This is a genomic window from Martinezella calliandrae (assembly GCF_030272695.1).
GTDB lineage: Bacteria > Pseudomonadota > Alphaproteobacteria > Rhizobiales > Rhizobiaceae > Rhizobium > Rhizobium calliandrae.
Genome location: NZ_JARFYN010000034.1, coordinates 47,339 through 68,887, shown reverse-complemented (window position 1 = coordinate 68,887; position 21,549 = coordinate 47,339). Strand labels below are relative to the sequence as shown.

At 58.4% G+C, this 21,549-nt stretch carries 20 protein-coding genes and 1 riboswitch; of the genes, 11 read left to right on the top strand and 9 right to left on the bottom strand.

Annotated features, from left to right (window positions below; all coding sequences use genetic code 11):
* Positions 1 to 103 precede the first annotated feature (103 nt).
* The 4 genes from PY650_RS23185 to PY650_RS23170 all read right to left on the bottom strand — a co-directional run bounded on the left by PY650_RS23185 (position 104) and on the right by PY650_RS23170 (position 5,187).
* Entirely contained in the window at positions 104 to 1,039 is a 936-nt protein-coding gene (locus PY650_RS23185) for an amidohydrolase family protein (protein ID WP_285881917.1), read from the bottom strand.
* 34 nt (positions 1,040 to 1,073) lie between these two features.
* Positions 1,074 to 2,369, bottom strand: a complete 1,296-nt coding sequence (locus PY650_RS23180; RefSeq protein ID WP_285881916.1) for an NtaA/DmoA family FMN-dependent monooxygenase — start codon at positions 2,367 to 2,369, stop codon at positions 1,074 to 1,076.
* 732 nt (positions 2,370 to 3,101) lie between these two features.
* Positions 3,102 to 4,481 carry an FAD-binding oxidoreductase gene (locus PY650_RS23175; RefSeq protein WP_285881915.1) on the bottom strand — a complete coding sequence of 460 codons (1,380 nt, stop codon included), beginning with the start codon at positions 4,479 to 4,481 and terminating at the stop codon, positions 3,102 to 3,104.
* A gap of 205 nt (positions 4,482 to 4,686) precedes the next feature.
* Positions 4,687 to 5,187 carry a hypothetical protein gene (locus tag PY650_RS23170; protein WP_285881914.1) on the bottom strand — a complete coding sequence of 167 codons (501 nt, stop codon included), beginning with the start codon at positions 5,185 to 5,187 and terminating at the stop codon, positions 4,687 to 4,689.
* Between the two features lie 115 nt (positions 5,188 to 5,302).
* On the opposite strand from PY650_RS23170, the gene PY650_RS23165 reads away from it, so the two are divergent.
* The 7 genes from PY650_RS23165 (at position 5,303) to PY650_RS23135 (ending at position 13,977) form a co-directional block, all read left to right on the top strand.
* Positions 5,303 to 6,376 carry a GlxA family transcriptional regulator gene (locus tag PY650_RS23165; protein WP_285881913.1) on the top strand — a complete coding sequence of 358 codons (1,074 nt, stop codon included), beginning with the start codon at positions 5,303 to 5,305 and terminating at the stop codon, positions 6,374 to 6,376.
* 119 nt (positions 6,377 to 6,495) lie between these two features.
* The gene (locus PY650_RS23160; RefSeq protein ID WP_285881912.1) at positions 6,496 to 7,974 is read left to right on the top strand and encodes an MDR family MFS transporter; all 1,479 of its coding nucleotides are present in this window, start codon (positions 6,496 to 6,498) and stop codon (positions 7,972 to 7,974) included.
* 123 nt (positions 7,975 to 8,097) lie between these two features.
* Positions 8,098 to 8,194: riboswitch (TPP riboswitch) on the top strand.
* Between the two features lie 49 nt (positions 8,195 to 8,243).
* The gene (thiM, locus tag PY650_RS23155) at positions 8,244 to 9,047 is read left to right on the top strand and encodes a hydroxyethylthiazole kinase (protein WP_285881920.1); all 804 of its coding nucleotides are present in this window, start codon (positions 8,244 to 8,246) and stop codon (positions 9,045 to 9,047) included.
* The gene (thiE, locus tag PY650_RS23150; RefSeq protein WP_285881911.1) at positions 9,044 to 9,679 is read left to right on the top strand and encodes a thiamine phosphate synthase; all 636 of its coding nucleotides are present in this window, start codon (positions 9,044 to 9,046) and stop codon (positions 9,677 to 9,679) included. Before thiM ends, thiE begins: the two co-directional genes overlap by 4 nt.
* On the top strand, positions 9,676 to 10,479 hold the full coding sequence (gene thiD / locus PY650_RS23145; protein WP_285881910.1) for a bifunctional hydroxymethylpyrimidine kinase/phosphomethylpyrimidine kinase: 804 nt from the start codon (positions 9,676 to 9,678) through the stop codon (positions 10,477 to 10,479). Before thiE ends, thiD begins: the two co-directional genes overlap by 4 nt.
* A 400-nt stretch (positions 10,480 to 10,879) precedes the next feature.
* Entirely contained in the window at positions 10,880 to 12,826 is a 1,947-nt protein-coding gene (locus PY650_RS23140; protein ID WP_285881909.1) for a hypothetical protein, read from the top strand.
* Between the two features lie 23 nt (positions 12,827 to 12,849).
* Complete coding sequence (locus tag PY650_RS23135; protein ID WP_285881908.1) at positions 12,850 to 13,977, top strand: type 2 periplasmic-binding domain-containing protein; 1,128 nt, start codon at positions 12,850 to 12,852, stop codon at positions 13,975 to 13,977.
* A gap of 32 nt (positions 13,978 to 14,009) precedes the next feature.
* Here PY650_RS23135 and PY650_RS23130 read toward each other — a convergent pair whose 3' ends face one another.
* The 3 genes from PY650_RS23130 to PY650_RS23120 are packed head-to-tail and all read right to left on the bottom strand — an operon-like array spanning position 14,010 to position 15,570.
* Positions 14,010 to 14,867 carry a sigma-70 family RNA polymerase sigma factor gene (locus PY650_RS23130; RefSeq protein ID WP_285881907.1) on the bottom strand — a complete coding sequence of 286 codons (858 nt, stop codon included), beginning with the start codon at positions 14,865 to 14,867 and terminating at the stop codon, positions 14,010 to 14,012.
* Positions 14,868 to 14,899: 32 nt separating this feature from the next.
* A complete protein-coding gene (locus PY650_RS23125) occupies positions 14,900 to 15,214 on the bottom strand; it encodes an EthD family reductase (protein ID WP_285881906.1) in 315 nt (104 codons plus the stop codon).
* Positions 15,215 to 15,264: 50 nt separating this feature from the next.
* A complete protein-coding gene (locus PY650_RS23120) occupies positions 15,265 to 15,570 on the bottom strand; it encodes a putative quinol monooxygenase (RefSeq protein ID WP_285881905.1) in 306 nt (101 codons plus the stop codon).
* A 271-nt stretch (positions 15,571 to 15,841) separates the two neighbouring features.
* Here PY650_RS23120 and paoA point away from each other — a divergent pair, with 271 nt between their 5' ends.
* The 3 genes from paoA to PY650_RS23105 are packed head-to-tail and all read left to right on the top strand — an operon-like array spanning position 15,842 to position 19,650.
* On the top strand, positions 15,842 to 16,504 hold the full coding sequence (gene paoA / locus PY650_RS23115; RefSeq protein ID WP_285881904.1) for an aldehyde dehydrogenase iron-sulfur subunit PaoA: 663 nt from the start codon (positions 15,842 to 15,844) through the stop codon (positions 16,502 to 16,504).
* Entirely contained in the window at positions 16,501 to 17,451 is a 951-nt protein-coding gene (locus PY650_RS23110; RefSeq protein WP_285881903.1) for an FAD binding domain-containing protein, read from the top strand. Before paoA ends, PY650_RS23110 begins: the two co-directional genes overlap by 4 nt.
* A gap of 9 nt (positions 17,452 to 17,460) precedes the next feature.
* Positions 17,461 to 19,650, top strand: a complete 2,190-nt coding sequence (locus tag PY650_RS23105; protein ID WP_285881902.1) for a xanthine dehydrogenase family protein molybdopterin-binding subunit — start codon at positions 17,461 to 17,463, stop codon at positions 19,648 to 19,650.
* A 24-nt stretch (positions 19,651 to 19,674) separates the two neighbouring features.
* On the opposite strand, the gene PY650_RS23100 is transcribed toward PY650_RS23105, so the two are convergent.
* Positions 19,675 to 19,815, bottom strand: coding sequence for a hypothetical protein (locus tag PY650_RS23100; protein ID WP_285881900.1), 141 nt, complete (start codon positions 19,813 to 19,815; stop codon positions 19,675 to 19,677).
* A 165-nt stretch (positions 19,816 to 19,980) separates the two neighbouring features.
* On the opposite strand from PY650_RS23100, the gene PY650_RS23095 reads away from it, so the two are divergent.
* Positions 19,981 to 20,181 carry a hypothetical protein gene (locus PY650_RS23095; protein WP_285881899.1) on the top strand — a complete coding sequence of 67 codons (201 nt, stop codon included), beginning with the start codon at positions 19,981 to 19,983 and terminating at the stop codon, positions 20,179 to 20,181.
* Positions 20,182 to 20,423: 242 nt separating this feature from the next.
* On the opposite strand, the gene PY650_RS23090 is transcribed toward PY650_RS23095, so the two are convergent.
* Positions 20,424 to 21,503 carry a nucleotidyltransferase family protein gene (locus PY650_RS23090; RefSeq protein WP_285881897.1) on the bottom strand — a complete coding sequence of 360 codons (1,080 nt, stop codon included), beginning with the start codon at positions 21,501 to 21,503 and terminating at the stop codon, positions 20,424 to 20,426.
* Positions 21,504 to 21,549: the final 46 nt, after the last annotated feature.

The window sequence follows — 21,549 nt, the reverse complement described above, 5'->3', positions numbered from 1 at the left end:
GTAATAAGCGAAACCATCAGAAAGCTCCAAAACAGAGCTCCCTAAAGAATCCATATCACATCAAACCGCCACACCTTTTTTCAAATGCGATTCCCCTGCCCCGCTAACGGAGCGCCCGGCCGAGAATGCGCCGCGCGTTGCCACCCGCGATCAGCTTCTGCGCCTCCTCGTCGAGCCCGGCGGTTTCCAGGCTGTTGCGAAGGGACTGCTCGGACAGTGAGGGCAGGATCGGCCAGTCCGTTCCGGCCAACACTCTTTCAGGTCCGAAGAATTCCGCAAGAATGGCAATAATGGACGGATCGTCGCCCATCGTATCGAAATAGATGTTCGGCCGCCGGCCTTCGGCACGATTCTGCCGCGAATAACGACCGCCCCGCGACGCCTGGACGATGGCCCCGAGCCCCAGGGTGGCAAAGATGAAATCGAGATCGGGAAATTCGTCGAGCAGGCCGCTCTCCAGGGCCGACAGGAACGCCACGCCGTTCATCAAACCACGGCCATGCGAATTGCCGAGCTTGCCGGCGCCGGCAATTAGTATCTCCGCCTGCGGCGCATTGATCGGGTGCACGAAGACCGGCACCTTATATTTGGCCGCAACCGCGAATGTCGCCCGCGCACTGGGATCGCCGATGAACTTGCTATTACGCGAGGAATCGACAACAAGGCCCGACAATCCGAGCTCGCCGAGTGCACGCTCTGCCTCGCGTGCGGCCGTCTCCCCTGAAAAGGGATCGATGGTTGCCAGCGCAGCTAAACGGCCCGGATGGGCTTCGACCAATCCTGTCAGCCAATCGTTGACGCTGCGGATGATGTCGTGATCAACCGGTCCTTCGACACCGAACAGGCTCTCGGTCGTCGTGCTTAGCACCGCGAGCGATATGCCGGCCGTCTCGAACTCGCTTAAAAGAGAACTCGGATCGGTGATCTTGCGCAGGATCTCGTCTGCAAGGCCGGACGATATTCGTCTGACGCCGTCAAGACCCCAATCCCGCGGCCAAAGGTGGGTGTGGATATCGACTATGTCCAGGTCGCCGCTCATCGCCTGTCATCTCCCTAAATTGATAGTAAAAATTTCAGATTTCTCCCGTGAGCTCGAAACGTTCGCGCAGGCTTCCGCTCTCGTATTCCCGCGGGAAAATGCCGGCTTTCTGCAGGCGCGGCACCACCTGTTCGACGAAATCGGAGAGGTCTTCGGGCAGCACTGGCGTCTGAATGTTGAACCCTTCCACCACGCCGGAACGCCACCAGGCGATGATATCGGACGCGACGTCATCGGCGGTGCCGGCGACCAGCCGGTGGCCGCCTTCGACGCGGCGCACGAATTGCCGCGGCGTGATACGCTCGTGACGGGCAAGTTCGGCGAGCGCCTGGGTAAAGCCAGCTGGGCGTTGCTGATCGGCGCTTGTCTTGAACAGGTCGTTGGCGACCGGAGCGTCGGGATCGAGTGTGGCATAATCGATCCCTGCATCCCTTGCGAAACGCCGCAGCAAGCCTTTCTCGCTGCCGGCGCCCGAAACGGCATCGTGCCGCTCCAGCGCTTCGGCTCGCGTACGGCCGATAATGGGAACGAGGCCGGGGACGATCCGCAACGAGGCCGGCGCACGTCCCCGCGCTTTCGCCCTCGCATGCAGCTCGTCCCGGAAATTCCAAGCCGCCGGCAGTGAAAGAAGCGAGCAATAGATGATTTCACCATAAGCGGCGGCAAAATCGAGTCCCGGCCCGGAGGCGCCCGCCTGCCCTATCAGCGCCCGCCGCCGCGCATCACTCGGTACATTAAGCGGCCCTGCAACACTGTAGAACTCACCCTTATGACTGATCGGGCGGGCAAAGTCGGGGTCCCACACGCCGGATTGCGGATCAACCGGCCGACGCAGATTCCAGCTCTTAAGCAGCGCGGTGACGACCGACATGAATTCATGTGCCTGCCGATAGCGCGCCTCGCGCGGTGGCAAGGGTGCCGAACCATAATTGGCGGCGACGGCCGGGTTGAAGGAAGAGACGATGTTGCAAATAACGCGACCTCCGGAAATGTGATCGAGGGTCGCAAGCCGGCGCGCCAGATCGTATGGGGCGCTGTAGGTCGAGGAAACCGTGATCTCGAAGCCGATATCGGGCACTGCAACGGCCAGCGCGGTCGAAAGCGTCAGCGGCTCGAAGCTATGGAGGGGCCGCTGGGCTGGGTCGGCGCCGAGCGCCGGATGATCGGAGAAGAACACCGCGTCCAGCCGCCCGGCATGGGCGATCCTCGTCGCTCGCAAGTAATGATCGAATTCAGCAAAGACAAGCGGCGAGTCACTGACATGCCGCCAGGAGTCGGCGAGATAGCCGGTGCTGTTGATACCGGCAGTAAGGATTAATCGTCGCTGCATGGAAATCGCGCCCGCCTGCACGTGTTGAAATCGGTCGGAAATAACCGGGCGGGTATAGTTATCGATGCGGTCGTGCCAGTAGGAACACAAAATTTCTTTTTTGCTGCGAAAGAAAATATTGCTGGAGCGCGACCGGTTCGGTGGCGGCGACATCCGCTCTGGCCACAATCGGTCCCGATGTAAGCTTCGATGCATCACGCGGTCCCGCTCCACGACGACCACCACTGCCCGTGCCTTAAAGATGGCAGGGCATTGAAACAGATCTTCGAAAAGTGACGTTTGGCGTGGTTTTTCGATATTAAGCTCAATCTTTGCCTTTTCTTCGTCGCTCCAATCGCGACGTCGTCCAACGCCGGTGAAACTTCAAACCGCTGCAACGGCTCCTCGGCCTTGGTGGTATACGTAAATCCTGTAATCGTCATACGTCGAAGCCTCGTTCGGCAAGAACATCAACGATCGGATTCCCGTCCGAAAGGGTAGGGGCAGAACAGCGCTTACTATCAACAGATCGGGGCAGTCAGTTCACGTTCGGGAGTTCGTGCAGAGGAACGCGCGGGAGTTCGCGCCTTCGAACGCGCCCGAATGAACACAACATCGTAGATCGGAGTACGACTTCGCAAAGGAGCGTGGTTGCGGGGGCAGGATTTGAACCTGCGGCCTTCAGGTTATGAGCCTAACAGGCGACGCACCGAGGCCGCTCGCCAAATACCCAGGCCACACGCCGAATACTCCTCATAGTTGCTCCCAGATGTTCTGGTTCATTCGAAACAAATTGCCAGGATCATATTTCCGCTTGATCCGCAGAAGTCGCTCGAAGACCCCAGGCCCAAAGGCGTCCCTTACAAGATTTTGGCCCTCTCCAAGACCTGGGAAGTTCAGGTAGCTCCTCCCGGTGCTATGAACCTGCATGCCGTTCCAAACCGACTTTACCCACGCGATATTGGCTTCATCGTCCGGCGGCGACGACCAAACGGCGTCGAGGCTAAGCATGAAGGGCATGGACCTGTCGCCAAAGGCGGTGGCATCGGCGGCGACGCGGCCTACCTGTCCACCAATCTTCCAGACGGACGCGAACGTCATCTCCGACGGCCGCCTGTCCAGCCCCGCCACGATGGCCTCGATCGTCTCCTGCTTCAGATGCGCGAGATAGGTGGACTTCCAATAGCACCGGTCGCGTCCCTTGGGGAAAAGACCATCGTAGAGCGTCTGCAAGATGCGGTAGGGCATCCGGTCGCTGAAATCCATCAGGGGGGCGCCGAACTGGCGGAGCGGCCTCGTAACGAGCTCTCCGGTCTCCGCCGGACCGTCGAAGACCGTCGCCAAGCTTAATACCCTGCGGCCCCAACAATTCTGCGGATAGGCCGGATCGTGAGGAATCGTGGAGAACTCCGCCAATCCCGTAACCTCATCGGGCGCGTCCGCCATATAATCGCGCCACCTGGTGAGTACCTCCACTGCCCTCTCCTCCGGATAGACTGGCGCGCAGAACATGAGCAACGGCGGGATCTCATGCAACATGAATTCGAAATTGGCGACGATACCGAAATTGCCGCCTCCGCCCCTAAGCGCCCAGAAGAGATCTGGATTTTCCGAAGAACTGGCACGAACCAAGCGCCCGTCGGCAGTCACCAAATCTACCGAGACTATGTTGTCGCAACTCAATCCATGCTTCCCCCGCAGCCAACCAATGCCGCCGACAAGGGCAAGACCAGCCACGCCGGTCGCCGAAATCAGGCCGCCTGGCGTGGCTCTGCCGAACGGCGTCGTCGCCGCGTCGACGTCGGCCCAGGTCGCGCCTCCCTCCACGAACACGCGACCAAGATCCGGAGGCACGCGCACGGAGTTCATCAGCGACAGGTCGATCATCATGCCCCCTTCGCAGACGGCGTAGCCCGCGACATTGTGGCCGCCGCTTCGCACGGCGATCAGGAGATCGTGCTCCCGGGCATAGTTTACCGAGAAGACAACGTCGGCGACGTTGCGACACCGGGCGATCACCGCAGGCCGCCTGTCTATCATGCCATTCCAGACGATCCTGGCCCGCTCGTATCCAGTGTCGCCTGGTTCTAGCAGTTCTCCGCGAAAGTCGTTGCGTAGCTGGTCAATCGACATGCCGAACCCCCGTCTTCTGCTTGAAATGCCTCGAAGCTAGTTCGACGTCGGATGGAGTGCTAAAGCTATAAATGCCACAACCTGGCGATTTCCGCCATTTGATCGGGTGATCTCGATGACCTCGGGCAACCGCTCGCTGAACGTTTCGATACTCGCCGCCCGGCAGCGACGGCCTCTACCCTACTACGGCATGCTCGATCTGTTTTCATCGCCCCGGCCGCGACTGGCCGTTGATGAACAAGGGCGAGATCTGAGAGGCATGGATGCGGGCGCTTGAAGAACCGTCAGGGTAAGAAGGGATCAGTCCTTCCTCGCGAGAACTGTCGGCGCCGTCATCGCATTCCCGCGCCAAGAAGAGCACGCGCCGCACGTCTCTTTCGAGGAACGCGACGGTGTGGAGTGTTGGATCCGCGACTTCGCCGGCACGGTGTTCGCGAGCGAGCTTAGCCTCTCCGACGACGGCCTCGCAGAGCGGTTCCGGCCCACGCGCTCCCCATAGGCGATCCGGAGGCAGGCCGCGGGCGTTGAGGTCATCGATCAGATGCGCCGGAAAGCGGGTTGCAATTTCGTCAAGCGTGCGCTGCGCCATACGCTGAATGTGGCGGGCGCGCATGAGGTTGAATAAGCGAGATGCCTCGCGAAGTGCCGTGCCAGCCATGGCCAGCAATGCTCCGCGAAAGCCGCTGCGTAGCTGGTCAGTCGACATGTCGAACCTCCGTTCTCCGCCTGGAATGCCTCAAAGCTAGTTCAACGTCGGATGAGGTGCTAAAGCTGTTAGTGCCACAACCTGGCGATTTCCGCCATTTGATCGGGTGATCTCGATGACCGTAGGCGATCGACCCCTGAACATCGCGATACTCGCCGTCCCCGCGGCGACGGCCTCTACCCTCTACGGCATGCTCGATCTTTTCTCATCGCCTGGTCGCGACTGGCCGTTCATAACCAAGGGTGAGATCTGCGAGGCAAAGATGCGGCCCTATGTTGTCGCTAGAACCGTCGAGGATTTTCGGGCGATAAACGAGGTGCGGATCCATCCTGACTTCGCCCTCAATGACTGCCCGTCTCCAGACATCGTCTGCATTCCCGACTTCTTTGTGAACCCGGGCGAAAGCGTTTCCGGCCAATATGATCCCGAGGCGCAATGGCTGGCCGAGAACTATAGGCGTGGAGCATTGCTGGCCAGCGCCTGCTCCGGGGCTTTGCTGTTCGGCGAGGCTGGACTGCTCGCGGATTGCGAGGCGACCATACATTGGGGCTATGAATCGACGCTGTCGGACAATTATCCTCGCGTGCGTGTGCAGACGAACCGATCCCTTGTGATGACGGGCGAAGGTCAGCGGATCGTCATGGCGGGGGGAGGTTCGAGCTGGCAGGATCTTGCCCTTTACGTCATCGCGCGATTCGTGGGGCTGAAGGAGGCGATCGAAGTTGCCAAGGTCTATATGCTGCAGTGGCACGACCTCGGCCAGCAGCCATTCGCATCTCTCACCTGCCATCGGCACTCGGACGATCCTATGATCGGCAGTTGTCAGGAATGGCTGGCGCTTCACTACCGGACGCGCGCGCCGATCGCATCGATCATCGCACAATCCGGGTTGCCCGAACGATCCTTTCTGCGCCGTTTCACCAAAGCGACCGGGATGAAACCGATCGACTACCTCCACGCGGTTCGGATCGAGGAGGCAAAGCAACTGCTCGAGAGAAGCGAGATGAGCGTGGAAGCCATAGCCGACGAGGTCGGCTACGAGGATGTTAGCTTTCTGAACCGCCTGTTCCGACGCAAAACCGGCTTGACACCCGCCCAATACAGACTTCGTTTCGGCCATTTATCGAAGCTGGTGGCTAGCGCACCCGACGACTTCGCCCCTCCGTACGTGCCACCAACGCAAAAATAATTCGCTGCACGTGTCGCAATTTCATGCAGCCATTCGTCATAACCAGGAAAGACCCCAAAACAACTCACCGTTTCAGGCAATTTCGATTGCCCTTTGCTATTTCAAGTCAAGGGAACACCATGACGAGCGACGCTCAAATTGTTGCCAATGCGGAGCAGGATATCCCCACCGTGGAAGACCATAGCGCCCGCAATAAACTCGTTATCGGCCTACTGTTGGTGTCGGCTTTTGTCGTCATCCTCAACGAAACCATCATGGGTGTCGCGCTGCCGCATCTGATGGCCGATCTCAATATCACCGCAAGTGCTGCCCAGTGGCTCACCACGGCGTTCATGCTGACCATGGCCGTCGTCATCCCGATTACCGGATATTTGCTGCAGCGGCTCAATACGCGGCCGGTATTCATTCTCGCCATGTCGCTGTTCAGCGCCGGTACCCTGATTTCGGCACTTGCGCCCGGCTTCGCCGAACTTGTGCTCGGGCGGATCGTGCAGGCCTCAGGCACGGCGATCATGATGCCGCTGTTGATGACGACGGTGATGACCTTGGTGCCGCCGCAATCGCGCGGACGAACCATGGGCAATATCTCGGTTGTTATATCGGTGGCGCCGGCCATCGGGCCGACCATTTCCGGCCTGATCCTGTCGACGCTCGAATGGCGCTGGCTGTTCCTGCTGGTTTTGCCGATCGCGCTTTGCGCATTGGCGCTCGGTAGCTTGCGGATGAGGAATGTGACCACTCCAACGACCGCGCCGATCGATATTCTTTCGATCATCCTCTCCGCTATCGGCTTCGGTGGTTTCGTCTATGGCCTCAGCGGTCTCGGGGAAGCAGCGCTTCATCAGCCGGCGGTGTCTCCGTGGTTTCCGCTCCTGACCGGCGCTGTGGTCATCGCGGTTTTTGTAATGCGTCAATTGCGCCTGCAGAGACAAGATCGAGCGCTGCTCGACCTGCGCACCCTGACCACGAAGACATTCACGATCGCGATGGTCATGATGGCTATCCTGATGATGTCGATGTTTGGCGTTTTCATCCTTCTGCCGATCTACTTGCAAAACGTGCTGGGGCTGTCGACGCTGCAAACCGGGCTGCTATTGCTGCCCGGCGGGCTGATCATGGGCCTTTGCGCGCCGAGGGTCGGGCACCTCTTCGACAAATACGGTCCAGCGCCGCTGATCATTCCGGGCGCAATCATGCTGAGCTTGGTGATGGGCGCGTTGACCTTCATACAACAGGATACGCCTGTCTGGATGCTGCTGATCGCCCATATCGTGCTGAGCGTCGGTCTCGCGCTGATGTTCACGCCGCTGTTTACCGTCAGCCTGGGATCGCTGCCGCCAAACCTTTATTCGCATGGCAGCGCCATGCTCGGCGCGACCCAACAGGTCGCCGGCGCAGCCGGCACGGCATTGTTCGTTGCAATCATGACCTTGCAAGCCACCAGCCTCTTGGCCGCTGGCGCCAGTGTCGGAGCGGCAACGACGGGGGGCATCAAGGCGGCGTTCCTCTGCGGAATGATCATCTCGGTGGGAGCGATCGCAGCAGCCTTGTTCATCAGGAAACCGGAACACGGGCCGGATAGAGAGCACCACCACTAGACGAAATCATGTGCATGCCATGCCTTCTCGTTTGTGAATTCTGGCATTCGATACTGCGCAGGTTTGATCATTTCGCGACGATTTCCTGGTGACAGGGCGATCTTTCTCTGCGAAAAGGACCTTATTGAGAGACAGGGGCGCCCGTCAGATGACGGGCTGAGAAGCACCCTTCGAACCTGAACCAGATAATGCTGGCGGAGGGAGTCGCTCGGGGCGCCGGCACACTCTATCGCCACCCCATGCGTCTCGCCCCGCCCGAAAGGGGCGATATGCAAGACCAGACCACTCCCGGCACTCTGTTGACCGCCATGCGGGCGAATCCTCCGCTGGTGCAGTGCATCACCAACTACGTCGCGATGAACATCGCCGCCAATGTGATGCTTGCCGCCGGCGCTTCTCCCGCGATGGTGCATGCCGAAGAGGAGGCTGGCGAGTTCGCCGCGATCTCCGGCGCATTAACGATCAATATCGGCACCTTATCCACCGGTTGGATGGCCGGCATGGTATCGGCCGCGCAGTCGGCGACGAAAGCGGGCAAACCCTGGGTCCTTGACCCCGTCGCCCATTATGCAACGTCCTTCCGGCGTAAAGCGGTGGCGCAATTGCTAGAGCTCAATCCGGCTGTTATCCGCGGCAATGCATCTGAAATCATTGCACTTGCCGGCGGTACAAGCCGTGGCCAGGGCGTCGACAGCCGCGATCCCGTCGAACTGGCCGAGGAGTCTGCGGCTCTGCTTGCCCGGAAATATCGATCCGTCATCGCGGTCACTGGCCCCACGGATTTCGTCACCGATGGCAACCGAGCGGTGCGCATTTACGGCGGCTCGCCATTGATGACGCAGGTCACCGCACTCGGCTGCGCGCTGACCTGCCTCGTCGGTGCGTTCGCGGCGACAAGGCCGGAAGACCCATTCGACGCGTCCGTCGCCGCACTCACCGCTTTCGCAGTCGCCGGCGAACGGGCAGCGCGCGAAGCGGCCGGGCCCGGTTCCTTCTCGTGGCGTTTCCTCGACGCACTTGCGGCCCTGGATGAAACGGTGATCGACCGGGAAGCACGGATCATCCCCGCATGAAAAGCTTCGATCTTTCCCTCTACCTCGTTCTCGATCCGGTGCTCTGTGCTGGTATCGGCGTAGTGGAAACTGCGCGCGCGGCTGTTGCCGGCGGTGCCACCATCGTGCAATTGCGCGATAAGCATGCCTCGACCGCGCACACGATCGAAACCGGCCGCGCGCTGAAGCAGGCGCTGGCCGGCACGAAGGCGCGCCTCGTCATCAATGACGACGTCGATGCAGCAATCGCAATCGAGGCCGACGGTCTGCATATCGGCCAGGACGATATGGACGCCCGTGCCGCACGTCGTTTGATCGGCCCCGAGATGATCCTCGGCCTCTCCGTGGAAACGGAAGCGCTTGCGGCGGCCATCGATCCCGGCATCGTCGATTATGCCGGCATCGGCCCGGTTTTTGCGACCCCGACCAAACCCGACCATAAGCAGCCGATAGGCTTTGCGGGTCTCGCCCGCATGGTCGATCTCTGCCCCGTTCCTTCGGTGGCGATCGGCGGCCTGAAGGCGGAGCATGCCGCCAGTACCCTCCTGGCCGGAGCCGACGGCCTCGCTGTCGTTTCCGCCATATGCGGCATGCCGGATCCCCAGGCCGCGGCAGCCGAGATCGCGAAGGCCATCAGAAAGGCGCACCCATGATCCGAAACGTTCTTTCCATCGCCGGCTCGGACCCCTCTGGCGGCGCCGGCATTCAGGCGGATTTGAAGGCATTTTCGGCACGTCGCGTCTATGGCATGGCGGCGCTGACCGCGCTGACGGCCCAAAACACGCAAGGCGTTTCCGGCGTTCACCCCGTCCCTCCGCAATTCGTCGCACAGCAGATCAAGGCTATCTTTGCCGATGTGCGCGTCGACGCCGTCAAGATCGGCATGATTGCGAATGCGGCAATCGCCGAAGCCGTCGCTGATGCGCTTTCTGCGCACCGAGGCGTTCCCATCGTGCTCGACCCCGTGATGATCGCCAAGGGAGGAGCAGCGCTTCTCGCCGCTGACGCCGTCGACGTCCTGACCGACAGGCTTCTTCCTCTGGCGACATTGCTGACGCCCAACCTGCCGGAGGCGGCAGCACTTCTGCACGAACCGGTTGCCGAAAATCGCGAGACAATGGCCCGACAGGCGGAAGCCCTGGCAAAGCTCGGTCCGCTGGCCGTTCTGGTCAAGGGCGGGCATCTTGTGGGCGATGAAAGCCCGGATGTGCTCGCAGGCCCGCAGGGTCTGACCTGGTTCGAAGCTGACCGCGTTCCGACGAGGAATACGCATGGAACCGGCTGCACCCTTTCCAGCGCCTTGGCAGCGGAGATCGCCAAAGGCTCGTCACTGGCGGATGCCGTCACCATAGCCAAACAATATCTCGCGGGTGCGGTTGCGGCCGCCGAAACGCTATCGGTTGGCACCGGCCACGGGCCGGTCCAACATTTCTACGAGCTTTGGCCAGTTTGAAAAGGCCTTGCGGCATGAGAGCGCTGCTCTAAGTCGAATAGCGCAATTTGGGTCCAGATTGCGCGATGACCACCAGCAGGCGGATGGTGTCTCGATGAGTATCATCAGATATTTCAACGATATGAGCAGCCAAACTACAGCAAAACATGAGCATAGGTCGACTTAAAGTGGAACATTAACCTCTTCCATTATAGTTGACGCAAGTTTTAGGTGTGATATAGTTTCCTGTCACCACCAATAAAAGAGTGAACACATGATCAAGTTCTTATTGATGATGAGTGTCCTCGCTTTTGGAATTGCTGGTTTTGTCGCCGTTGACAACAACAGAGCAATGGCTGCTGGCCCCTGCAATTCAGCAGCTCAAAACTGCCCCTGAGCGATAGAGCTCGGACGCCCGGCGATGAACGATTTGATCTACGCGGGCGCTATTGTAGCCGGGGCGGTAACGCTGCTGATCGAGGCATTCCGGAATTTCAATTCGCAAACGGGCGACCATCCGTTCTCGCTGCACCCGATTCTTAAGGAAGTCGAGGTCAGAAACCTCTGCACGACCGGTGAGATTATCGCCGGCTTCACATTTTATGCCGCGCTTTATCTCATCGTCTACGCCGTCGTTTTGGGGTCGGCCGAGGTCTATGGCCTGTTGCTGAGCGCGAGCAAAGCGAGAAGCGAAATCGGCGCCACCGACAACGTCCTCATGCCGGCAAGCGACCCGTCGCTACTGTCGGCATCGGGCTACGGTAAACCCATCTTCGTTTCCGCTCTCTTGATTTCGTTCCTGTCGATTGGCGCCGTCAAACCTATTGAAGCAACCATGAGAAGCCTCGCCCATCGAATGGCCGGCATCCCGCGGGGCGTCTACAGGGTCATCGAGAGCCTGCGTAGCGTAGACTACGAGGAGTTCACGAAAGACCAACCGGGATTGTTGGTCACAGGTTTTCGCACCGCGACTGAGCCGATCAAACATAATACGGGCTTGAGCCGGAAAATTGCAGAGATCGAACCGTCGTTGGCCACGATTGACTATCTCTCAGTTGCCACAAGCGCGAATAATCGAATGCTATATTTCCCGCTCTATCAAATGTCTGAGTTGGAATCGCTGTCGAACAAACTCGATGCGCAACTTGCGGGCCTGCATGGCATCATAGCCGACCTGCAAAAAAAGACGCTTCAACCCAAAGGCGAAGACGAGCGAGCAAAACCAGACATGTATGAAACGTGGGACGCGCTTTCGAACCTCCAGCGAGAAGCGGCAATCGCACGATCCAATACCATGGCAGTATTCGCCGTCCTGTTCGTCCGCAATAATCGGTCCGTCTTTAGCCAAAGCGGCTTGCTCCGTCGGGGAGGGCCAAAACCCGGCCGGAAGACCTCAAGAAAAGAGGACCTAAGGCCTCCGAGCCCGATGGAAAAAACCGTAAAGCGTATCCAGGAAAAATATAACGCCGAACAAAACTCATTCGCAATCAGCATGGTCGTTGCGCTGGTCCTTGGCGCGATCGTGACTTTTCTCGTCTACAACCAATGGCGTGACTGGAAAGTGGCAAGCGATCCACACGTGTATAGCGAACAAACACGTCTTTTGGAAAACGAAATAAATGATCAAGTAACAGCAAATAACAATGCAAGCACGAGCAATGACCAATCAAAGATAAATGACACTAGCACCCAACCTATTTGCTTGCCTAGGGACACTGATTGCAAGACGAAGGAAGCCATTCGTCGATATAATCTTACGCAACGGCCAATTTTCATCGAAGCTGCAGCCTGGGATACGCTTCACTCGGGACTGCTGGTTTTTTTGAGCGTTTTCTTTGTGCTTGTTGCACGCGAGGTGCGCATCGAGCAACAATCATGGCGAACGGACTGGAAATTCTATCAATTTCCGTTCCTGACGCTGCTCGGGATGTCCTTTTTGTCGGGGCTCATCGCAGTCTTTGCGTCGGCCGCAGTCAACTTCGCTAAGCTGGCATGGGCTGTGAATTTTCATCTGACGCAAACACAGATTATTTTTCTGTTCGAACAATCAGGGGAATTTTTCGCCCTCCATTTTGGGGCCGGGCTGATCCTCTCATTTGCAGCCCTCGTCATTATGGACAAGCACAGACATCTCAGTGTGTTTTGGACAGTATTAATCAGTATTATTTTCTCTGCTCTCTATGCTGCATATATGTGGCTTGCGATTTTCCTGACCTATGGATCTGCACTTTCCCCGACGCCCAAAGCCGCGTTGTTTTCGCAACAACTAAGAGACACATTTATTTTTTGTTTGGTGCCATTTCTATTTCTTCTGACATTTGCCGTGATGCTTGAGATTACAGAAGCTGGGGACGACGACGTGAAATAGAAGCCGAACTAAGGGGGAGATCGATGAATACTGCGCTGCTCGGTTGGCTTTTTGTCTGTTTTGCCCTCGTTGCGGGAGGGATCGCACAGGCCGAGCCTCCCCAGCAACCGCCGGTCACAACATGCAATGAAAAAACGCTGCTTTGCATTGGAGTTAGAAGCGATGCCCGGCCCTTTTCTTACAGGTCAAGTCTGCCCGGCGAGAAAGCATCCGATGCGGCACGCGGTCCATTGGAACGAGCCGGATACACGGGCTATATGGTTCGAATATGTGATGCCGCCCTTGCCGAAATGATTTTGGATGCGAAGCCAGGTGAATTTACCTTCAATGATATCGGCATCTACGATATTGACCAGGCGAGCGACAGTGAGGCTTCAAAAGATACGTCCACCGCGGCGGGCAAAGACGCCACAACGAATAACGTCACTTTCCCGATAAACGACACCCGCTTTCTCAACCTTGGCGTCAAGTTTGACATCCTCTGCGATCCGGCAACGATCACCAATGAACGGCGGAACGGCTTCATGGTTTCTGCGCCGCTCTTTTTGACCGGGATAAGCTACATCACGCGCAAGGGAGAGGACCCGCCGGACAAAATCTGTTCTTCCCCCGAAAAGCCGCTCATTGGTCTTGTAGGGGGGACGACAGCGCAAAAGGAGGGAATCAATGCTCTCCTGGTTGCGCATGAGCTCCCAAAATTCGACGAGGCGCTCATCGATTACCTACGCGGTGATCCCTCGAAACCGGATCCAAAACCCCTGTGTGGGCAGAATACTGAAAGCAGGATTAAGTCCTACCCCGGATATACGGCCGCGGCACAGGCTTTCTGCCATGATGACTTTCACTACTTTGTGGGTGATCTTGAAATCATTACCGAAAACGTCAAGACGATCCCGGGATGCGCGTATGACAACGGCTCGAGGACCTATACGAATGATCGCTACGCGATCTTCGCGAAAGCTATGACCACGAGTGATAAGGTGGATACCGCGCGCCAATTGCTGGTCGCCCGCTTTTTTGAGTTTCTTTCGCAAAAGGTCGTGTTCAACCCCTCCATCCTCGACAAGGCATTCAGCGACACGTTCCAAGGTGCGACTCCGAGCCACAAACTTGAAGTCTTCTACTGGAGCGTCCGAGGTGAGCGCGAATAAGTGGCCATAGCTTTTTAAGAGCGCTCCTGAGCTTAGCCTAACCGCACCCAATCTATGGTTTCGAGTACATAGGGAGCAAACAGGAAATCGCGGATCTCGGTGATCCGGCTTTGCGACCAGCCGACCAGGACAAAATGCGCGGGTCTTTCCATCGAGCCGGTGCTGTCGAAGACCAGCATGGCCGGCCGTCCTTCAATCGCGCCGAGAAAAAACCGCCATTTCGTCTCTTGCCCATAGCGCGTGAAATAAACACCAACCTTGTCGTGGCCTTCCAGTCGGAGCCGGTTCACCAGTTCGAGCTTGACGTCTTCGGCGAGCATGGCGCGGATTGTGTCGAAATCGCCACTGCGAAAAAGATCGACATAAGTGGTGATCTTCTGCCGGTCCGAGTGAGATATCAGCGGCAGCCGGATGTCTTCTGGCTCTTGTGCGAGTTGCCGTAGCGCTGCTCGCCCGCGCTGCAGTGCCGATTTCGCGGCTGCCGGAGAGCACGCGGCAACGCCTGCGATCTCCTCGACCGAATGACCCAGAACGTCCTTGAGGATCACGGCGCAGCGTTGAAGTTCCGGCAGCCGCATAAATGTCTGAAAGCTAATCGCGACAATATCCGCCTCGGGCATGGGCGCCGCTTCGACGTCTTCGGTAAGCGCAATGACCGTCTTTCCGGACCGGTGGCGCAGGAAATCGAGGCTCGCATTGTGGGCGATGCGAAACAGCCAGCCCTCGATATTGTCCACCTCAGCACCCAGGGCTCGCGCGTGAAGGGCCTTGACGAGGGTATCCTGCACGACATCCTCGCCGTTGACCGCCGATCCCGTCATCCGCGCGCAATAGCGATGAAGGCGCGGCCGCAGCGCTTTCAGGAGATCTTCGAATTCGTCCGTGTCCATGTGTCGAGACCTACGACGCTTTTGCCTTCTGTTCAAACCTCCCTATTGTCGAAGAGAAACATTTGAACGCCTGAGTCGTCAGGCGCGAAAAGTCGGCGATCGGCCCCGGCCGCCTGTCCCTCCGGGCTTGCAAACGCCTTTTCGATTGCCGCAAGGTCGTCGAAATAAAGCGTTCCGATACGATGAATAGCAGAGGTTCCTATCGGCGTTGCGATGGGGCCGTCGTTGACCTCGTATTTCCTGAGCCCCGGAATCTTCTTGGCGAGAGGCACGTGGATTTCGAAGTAATGTCGATCAAATGCCTCGACGTTCTTCGGTGTCGGGTAAATAACGACCATCCGAGCCATTGCAATTCTCCCTTGTTGCTTGTTTGACGTAAATTTACTTGTGCCCACTCTCACCGGGTTTGGCCGAACACCGCCGAGCCCACCATCGAGTCCAAGCTCGCCAGCTCCATGATCTTCGGGAAATAAGCTTGCATGCGCGGATCGCTACGCATCGCCTCGACGGCTGCGGGGGTCTCCCATTCGGAATAGATGACGACGCCGGCGCCGTCCTTTGCCGCGATCAGCCGGGTCGTCTTCCAACCGTGGAGCGTGCGGATCACCGTTTCGGTATTCTGCTGCAAGAGTGCGATCAGGGCATCCTGCTTGCCGGGTTTGACCTTCAGCATATTGATTAAAATGACGGGTTCGTCGGACATCGCAAATCTCCTTCTGTGTCGGACACTCCAATGACGACACGAAGAGCGCAAACGGATCGCCACCTAGAAGAATTTTTAGGAAATTATCTCGCGTGCATTTGGTCCAATGAACTTAAGCGAGTACCTCGCGTCATCTGCTGCAAGACGGCCGCACAGATTAAGCCAGAACTGCCGCACTAAAGTTTTCGTGATGATGTTTTGATTCATTTTGCATGGAATTTGCCGCGTCACCTCCTAGCCTCTCCTGCGGACGTCACCGCAGGAGCTCGCCATGGAAGACAAGGATCTCTGTCGGACCGGCATTACCCGCCGAGAAGTTCTCCAATCAAGTGTCGCAGCAGCCGCGGTTTTGGCAATCGGTCCGCTTACTGACAAGTCCGATGCCGAAGCCGCGGTTGCCAATATCGTCGATCCAACGGTGCCGACCGCGCATTTCGATATCAGCATCAACGGCACGCGTCATGATTTGACGCTTGATACCCGAACCACGCTTCTCGACGCGCTGCGCGATCACCTTCATCTGACCGGCAGCAAGAAGGGGTGCGACCATGGCCAATGCGGCGCCTGTACCGTCATGGTCAATGGCCGGCGCATCAACAGTTGTCTCACCCTTGCCGTCATGCATGCGGGGGATGAAATCACCACTATCGAGGGCCTTGGCACGCCCGAACATCTGCATCCCATGCAGGCCGCCTTTGTGGCTCATGACGGCTTTCAATGCGGATACTGCACGCCCGGACAAATCTGTTCCGCCGTCGCCATGCTGAAGGAAATCGAGGCGGGCATCCCAAGCCATGTCAGCGAAGATCTCCAGAACGTGGCTTTCTCCGACAATGAGGTCCGCGAACGCATGAGCGGCAATATCTGCCGCTGTGCCGCCTATCCGAATATCGTCGCCGCAATCCGCGATGTTCAAAGGGGAGACCGCATATGAGACAGTTCACCTATGAACGCGCCGCAACGCCTGCCGCCGCCGCCGATGCGGTCGCCCATCACGAGAACGCCAAGTTTATCGCCGGCGGGACGAACCTTCTCGATCTCATGAAGCTGGAAATCGAAACCCCGGCCCATCTTGTTGACGTCAACCATCTCGGCCTGGACACGATCGAGGCGACGCCGGAGGGCGGGTTGCGGATCGGTGCGTTGGTGCGCAACACGGATCTTGCCGCCAACCGCATAGTGATGGAACATTATCCTATCCTCTCGCGTGCTCTTGTTGCCGGTGCCTCTGGCCAGTTGCGCAATAAGGCGACCACGGCGGGAAATCTCCTGCAGAGAACACGCTGTCCCTATTTCTACGACACCGCCCAACCCTGCAACAAGCGTGTGCCGGGCTCCGGCTGTTCGGCGCTTGGTGGATTTAGCCGTAATCTCGCTGTCGTCGGCGTGAGCAATGCCTGCATCGCACAGCATCCCTCGGACATGGCGGTAGCCATGCGTCTCCTGGATGCGGTCGTCGAAGTGGCTGGCGCCGATGGAAAAACAAAGCACATTCCGATAGCGACGCTGCATCGGCTGCCGAGTGACACGCCCCATGTCGAAACCGACCTGCAAAAGGGCGACATGATCACATGGGTGATCTTACCGAAGCCGCTTGGCGGGCGGCATATCTATCGCAAGGTCCGCGACCGTGCGTCCTATGCGTTTGCGACGGTATCGGTCGCGGCAGTTATCCAACAGGACGGGTCCGCCCGATTTGCCTTCGGCGGAATAGCGCCGAAGCCCTGGCGCGTGGAAAGTGCCGAAAAGGCGCATCCAAGCGATCCTAAACGCCTGACGGATGCCGTTCTCGCCGATGCGCGGCCGACCGAGCAGAACCGGTTCAAGGTCGCGCTGTTGGAGCGCACCGTTGCGGCCGTTCTGACTTCGAGAACGCTTTAGGAGTTGGCCATGCTGTTCAATAGCCCCGCCCCTCTAAACCCGATCGACAATGAGACCGTTGTCGGTCATCCGCATGTGCGTATCGACGGCCCGCTTAAGGTCTCGGGGCAGGCACGCTACGCCTATGAATACAATGATGAAATCCCGAACGCCGCCTATGGATTCATGCTCGGGGCCGGCATCGCAACCGGCTCGATCCAGTCGATCGACACGAAAGCGGCGGAGAGCGCTCCAGGCGTCCTGCTGGTCCTCACATACAAGAATGCCCCGAAGCAGGGCGACGATGGCTCGCCCCAGCTTCAGGGTGCGGATATCAAACACTATGACCAGGCCGTCGCATTCGTGGTCGCGGAAACCTTCGAGCAGGCCAGGGCCGCCGCGCGCATGATCAAAATCGAATACACGAAGAACAAAGGCGCTTTCGACCTCGGCGCGATCAAGAACAGAGCAAGCATGCCGAGGGGCGCGGCAGATACCCACATGGGCGATTTCCAGAAGGCGTTTTCGACGGCGGCCGCCAGTGTCGATGTCACCTACACGACGCCAGACCAAAGCCACTCGATGATGGAGCCGCACGCGAGCATCGCCAAATGGGACGGCGACAAGCTGACCGTCTATATGGCGCACCAAATCATTCATTCGGCGCAGGCCGATATCGCCGATACATTCGGCATACCGCAGGACAATGTGCGGGTGGTGTCTGCCTATATCGGCGGCGGCTTCGGCTCCAAATTGGTCGTCTATGCCGATCCTATCCTTGCAGCAATGGCGGCAAGACAGTTGGGTCGTCCAGTCAAAGTGGCTCTCACCCGGCCGCAGATCTACAACCATACAACGCACCGAGCAGCGACAATTCAACGTTTGCGCCTCGGCGCTGGTGCTGACGGACGTTTGACGGCGGTCGGCCATCAGGTCTGGTGCGGCAATCAGCCCGGTCACGGTCCCGAAAACGCAGCCGCCCAGACCAAGTTGCTTTATCCCGGCGATAACAGGTGGATCGAAACGCGGTTGAGCAAGCTCGATCTGCCCATCGGCGCCGCCATGCGCGCCCCCGGCGAGGCAGCCGGGCTTCTGGCCCTGGAATGCGCGATGGACGAACTGGCCGAAAAGCTCGATATCGACCCGGTAGAACTTCGCATTCGAAACGACATCCAATACGACCCCGAGGTCGGACCGAGCAGACCTTTTTCGACGCGAAAGCTGGTCCAGTGCATGCAGACGGGCGCCGAGCGCTTCGGGTGGTCGAAGCGCAACCCGAAACCCGGGCAGGTCCGAAACGGCGAGTGGCTCGTCGGGATGGGGGTTGCCGCTGCCATCCGCAATAATCCCGTCCGGCCTTCAGGCGCCCGCGCCACGATCGATCGCGACGGCATCCTAACCATAGAGACCCAGCAGACCGACATTGGCACCGGCAGCTACACCATCCTTGCAATGATCGGTGCCGAGATGCTCGGGCTGCCGGTTGACTCGGTCCGGGTTAAGCTCGGCGATAGCGATTTCCCCGAAGCCGCCGGCTCCGGCGGCTCCTTCGGCGCGAATTCGTCCAGCACCGGTGTCTACTACACTTGCAGCGCTCTTCGAGACGAAATCGTCCGCCGATCCGGACTGAACGCCTCAGACGTATCTTTCTCGGATGGCTCGGTGATATCGCAAGGCCGCTCGATCCGTTTGGCCGATATCGCCGGCGATGCGGGGATTACGGCCGAAGAAAGGGCGGAATTCGGCGATCTGCAGAAGAAATTCGCTCAAGCCGCCTTCGGCGCCCATTTCGCCGAAGTTGGCGTCGATATCGCAACCGGGGAAATCAGAGTCCGGCGCATGCTGAGCGTCTGTGCTGCCGGTCGCATCATCAACCCGATGACTGCCCGTAGCCAATGCCTCGGTGGCATGACGATGGGAATAGGCGCCGCTTTAATGGAAGAATGCGTCGTCGACAAAAGATACGGCTATTTCGTCAACCATGATCTGGCGGAATATCAGGTGCCGGTGCATGCGGACATACCAGATCTCGATGTGGTATTCCTTGATGAAGTCGACGATCAATCATCGCCGATCCGCGCCAAAGGCCTCGGTGAACTCGGTATCTGTGGCGTGGGAGCTGCCGTGGCGAATGCCGTCTATAACGCCTGCGGCGTTCGGGTGAGAGACTATCCGCTGACGATGGACAAGATCATCGCTGGCTTGCCGCCCATCGGGTGACATGGCTCGGCTTGCTGGCAGCGCTTATTCTTTCAATTCCCGCTCGAATTCTTCGATCTGCTGGAGAACCCATCGATCATCGGCGGAATATTGGATGGCTTCCCGCTCCATTCGCTGACGCCGCCGCTCCAAGATCCAGTCAATTAAAGCGAGAAGCAGCCGCATTGCGCCTATCCGTATCGTTTGGAGATCTGAGAGGCCCGACCACCTGCCTCGTGAGCTATATCGGTGGTCGAGCCTCAATCAGCCGCAAGGCGTTGCGGCGGTTGCCTATTTGCCTTTCGCTAAATGAACGTTAGCTGAATATATACATCTTAAGAGCGAAGATTTTTGTTTATCGCAAAGCGCAAGGCGGAGCGGTCAGAGCAACGAACCGTAACGCAGCGCGTCGTAGATCGCGGCATGGATGTTGCGGCTCGCCACCGCATCGCCGGTCCGGATCAGATCAAAGGCGCCCTCGCCGTTTCGTTGCCGCAGTGGTGGTCGGCGTGCAATCAATGCCTGATAATCGACCGCGCCGAGATTTCGTGAGGCTGGCTTCAGCTCGAGGTGAAGCTCATCATTGGCGATCGCGCCAGTTCGACGACGATCTGCGATACCCAGCGTTCCTATTCGGTCTCGTCCGAAAAATCCCAGCTCAGGACCGCAATCAACCCATTCCCGCCTCGGGGCCTGCGGGACAGGCGCCGATCTCGACGACCTTGCGGACCGCGGGCGCCCTTTCGATCTGATGCGGCATCTCGGCCTCTCGGTCGGCCGCCGCCGCCAGGGGCTCAACCGCCCCCCTTCCCTATCCCCTTTGCATTTTCATCGATGACCTTCACGAGCCGATCGGCCGTTTCGTCGGGGATCATGGAGAGCGCGTCAGTGATAGCGTCTCGCCATGCGGGTCCCCTCGCCAACGCCTCTTGAAGGGTTTCCTTTACGTCGTTGAACCTCCGCTCTTGTGTCATGGCCTCGATCAGTGCTGTCGCCTGGTTGAGGTCTTTCTTTTGCTTCAGAAAACCGTCGTCCGTCTTCACCCGGCGCGTGGCGACGATCAGCTTATGAATGGCGTATCGAGCCGGATCGGGTACGAGGACTGACACCCCGGCCTGATGTAGCAAGACGGTTCGCACCGGTTCATAGATCAGGAAATCGAGAAACCGGAGCGGATCAGCCGAGGCACCGCCAAGGGCGGGCATTTCGGCAGGCTTGTCCAGATAATCATCCGATCCTCGATTCCCGGTCAGGAATTCGACGCGGTATCCGTCTTGCGTCTTGAAGGCCGACGATCGCGGTGAGCCCGATCGATGCGGGATAGGCTGGAATGTCTCGTCTATCGATCGAAGCAGATCGAGAATAGGGGGAAGGCTGTCTTGGACTTCGTTGGAGATTGCAAAATCTTGCGCGAGATCGGCGTCACCGGTCACCATGGAAGCGGAAGGCAGACGGACGCCGAGGAGGCCGGAATAGCATTGATAAGCGACCGTGCCGATGAGGACGCCACGCAGCCGGAAGAAACCCGCATTGGCGAGAACTTCAATGATGTCCCCGGCCCTGTTCTCAGGTCTAGGAAGTCCGCCTTCACGGATAAGCGTCCGGACAAGCTTGCGGCGTGACGTGAAATCATTTTTTAGCGCCTTGAATTGCGTGACCCTTTCAGTGATCGCAGCATCATCAACAGGACCGGCATAGCGACGGGTTTGGCCGCCCTGCCCGTCGGGTTGATCGAAATACCAATATTTGCGATCCTTCACCGTGACGGCAACAAATCGACCGTCGGCCGGAAAGTCGGAAACAAAGCTGGCATCGAAAACCCGTTGACCAAGTTCGGCCAGGATCGTTTGGTACATCGTATCGAGGCGGTTCATTGGAAGCTCCGTTATACTATGTTGCAAATCTAGTATAACGCCGCCA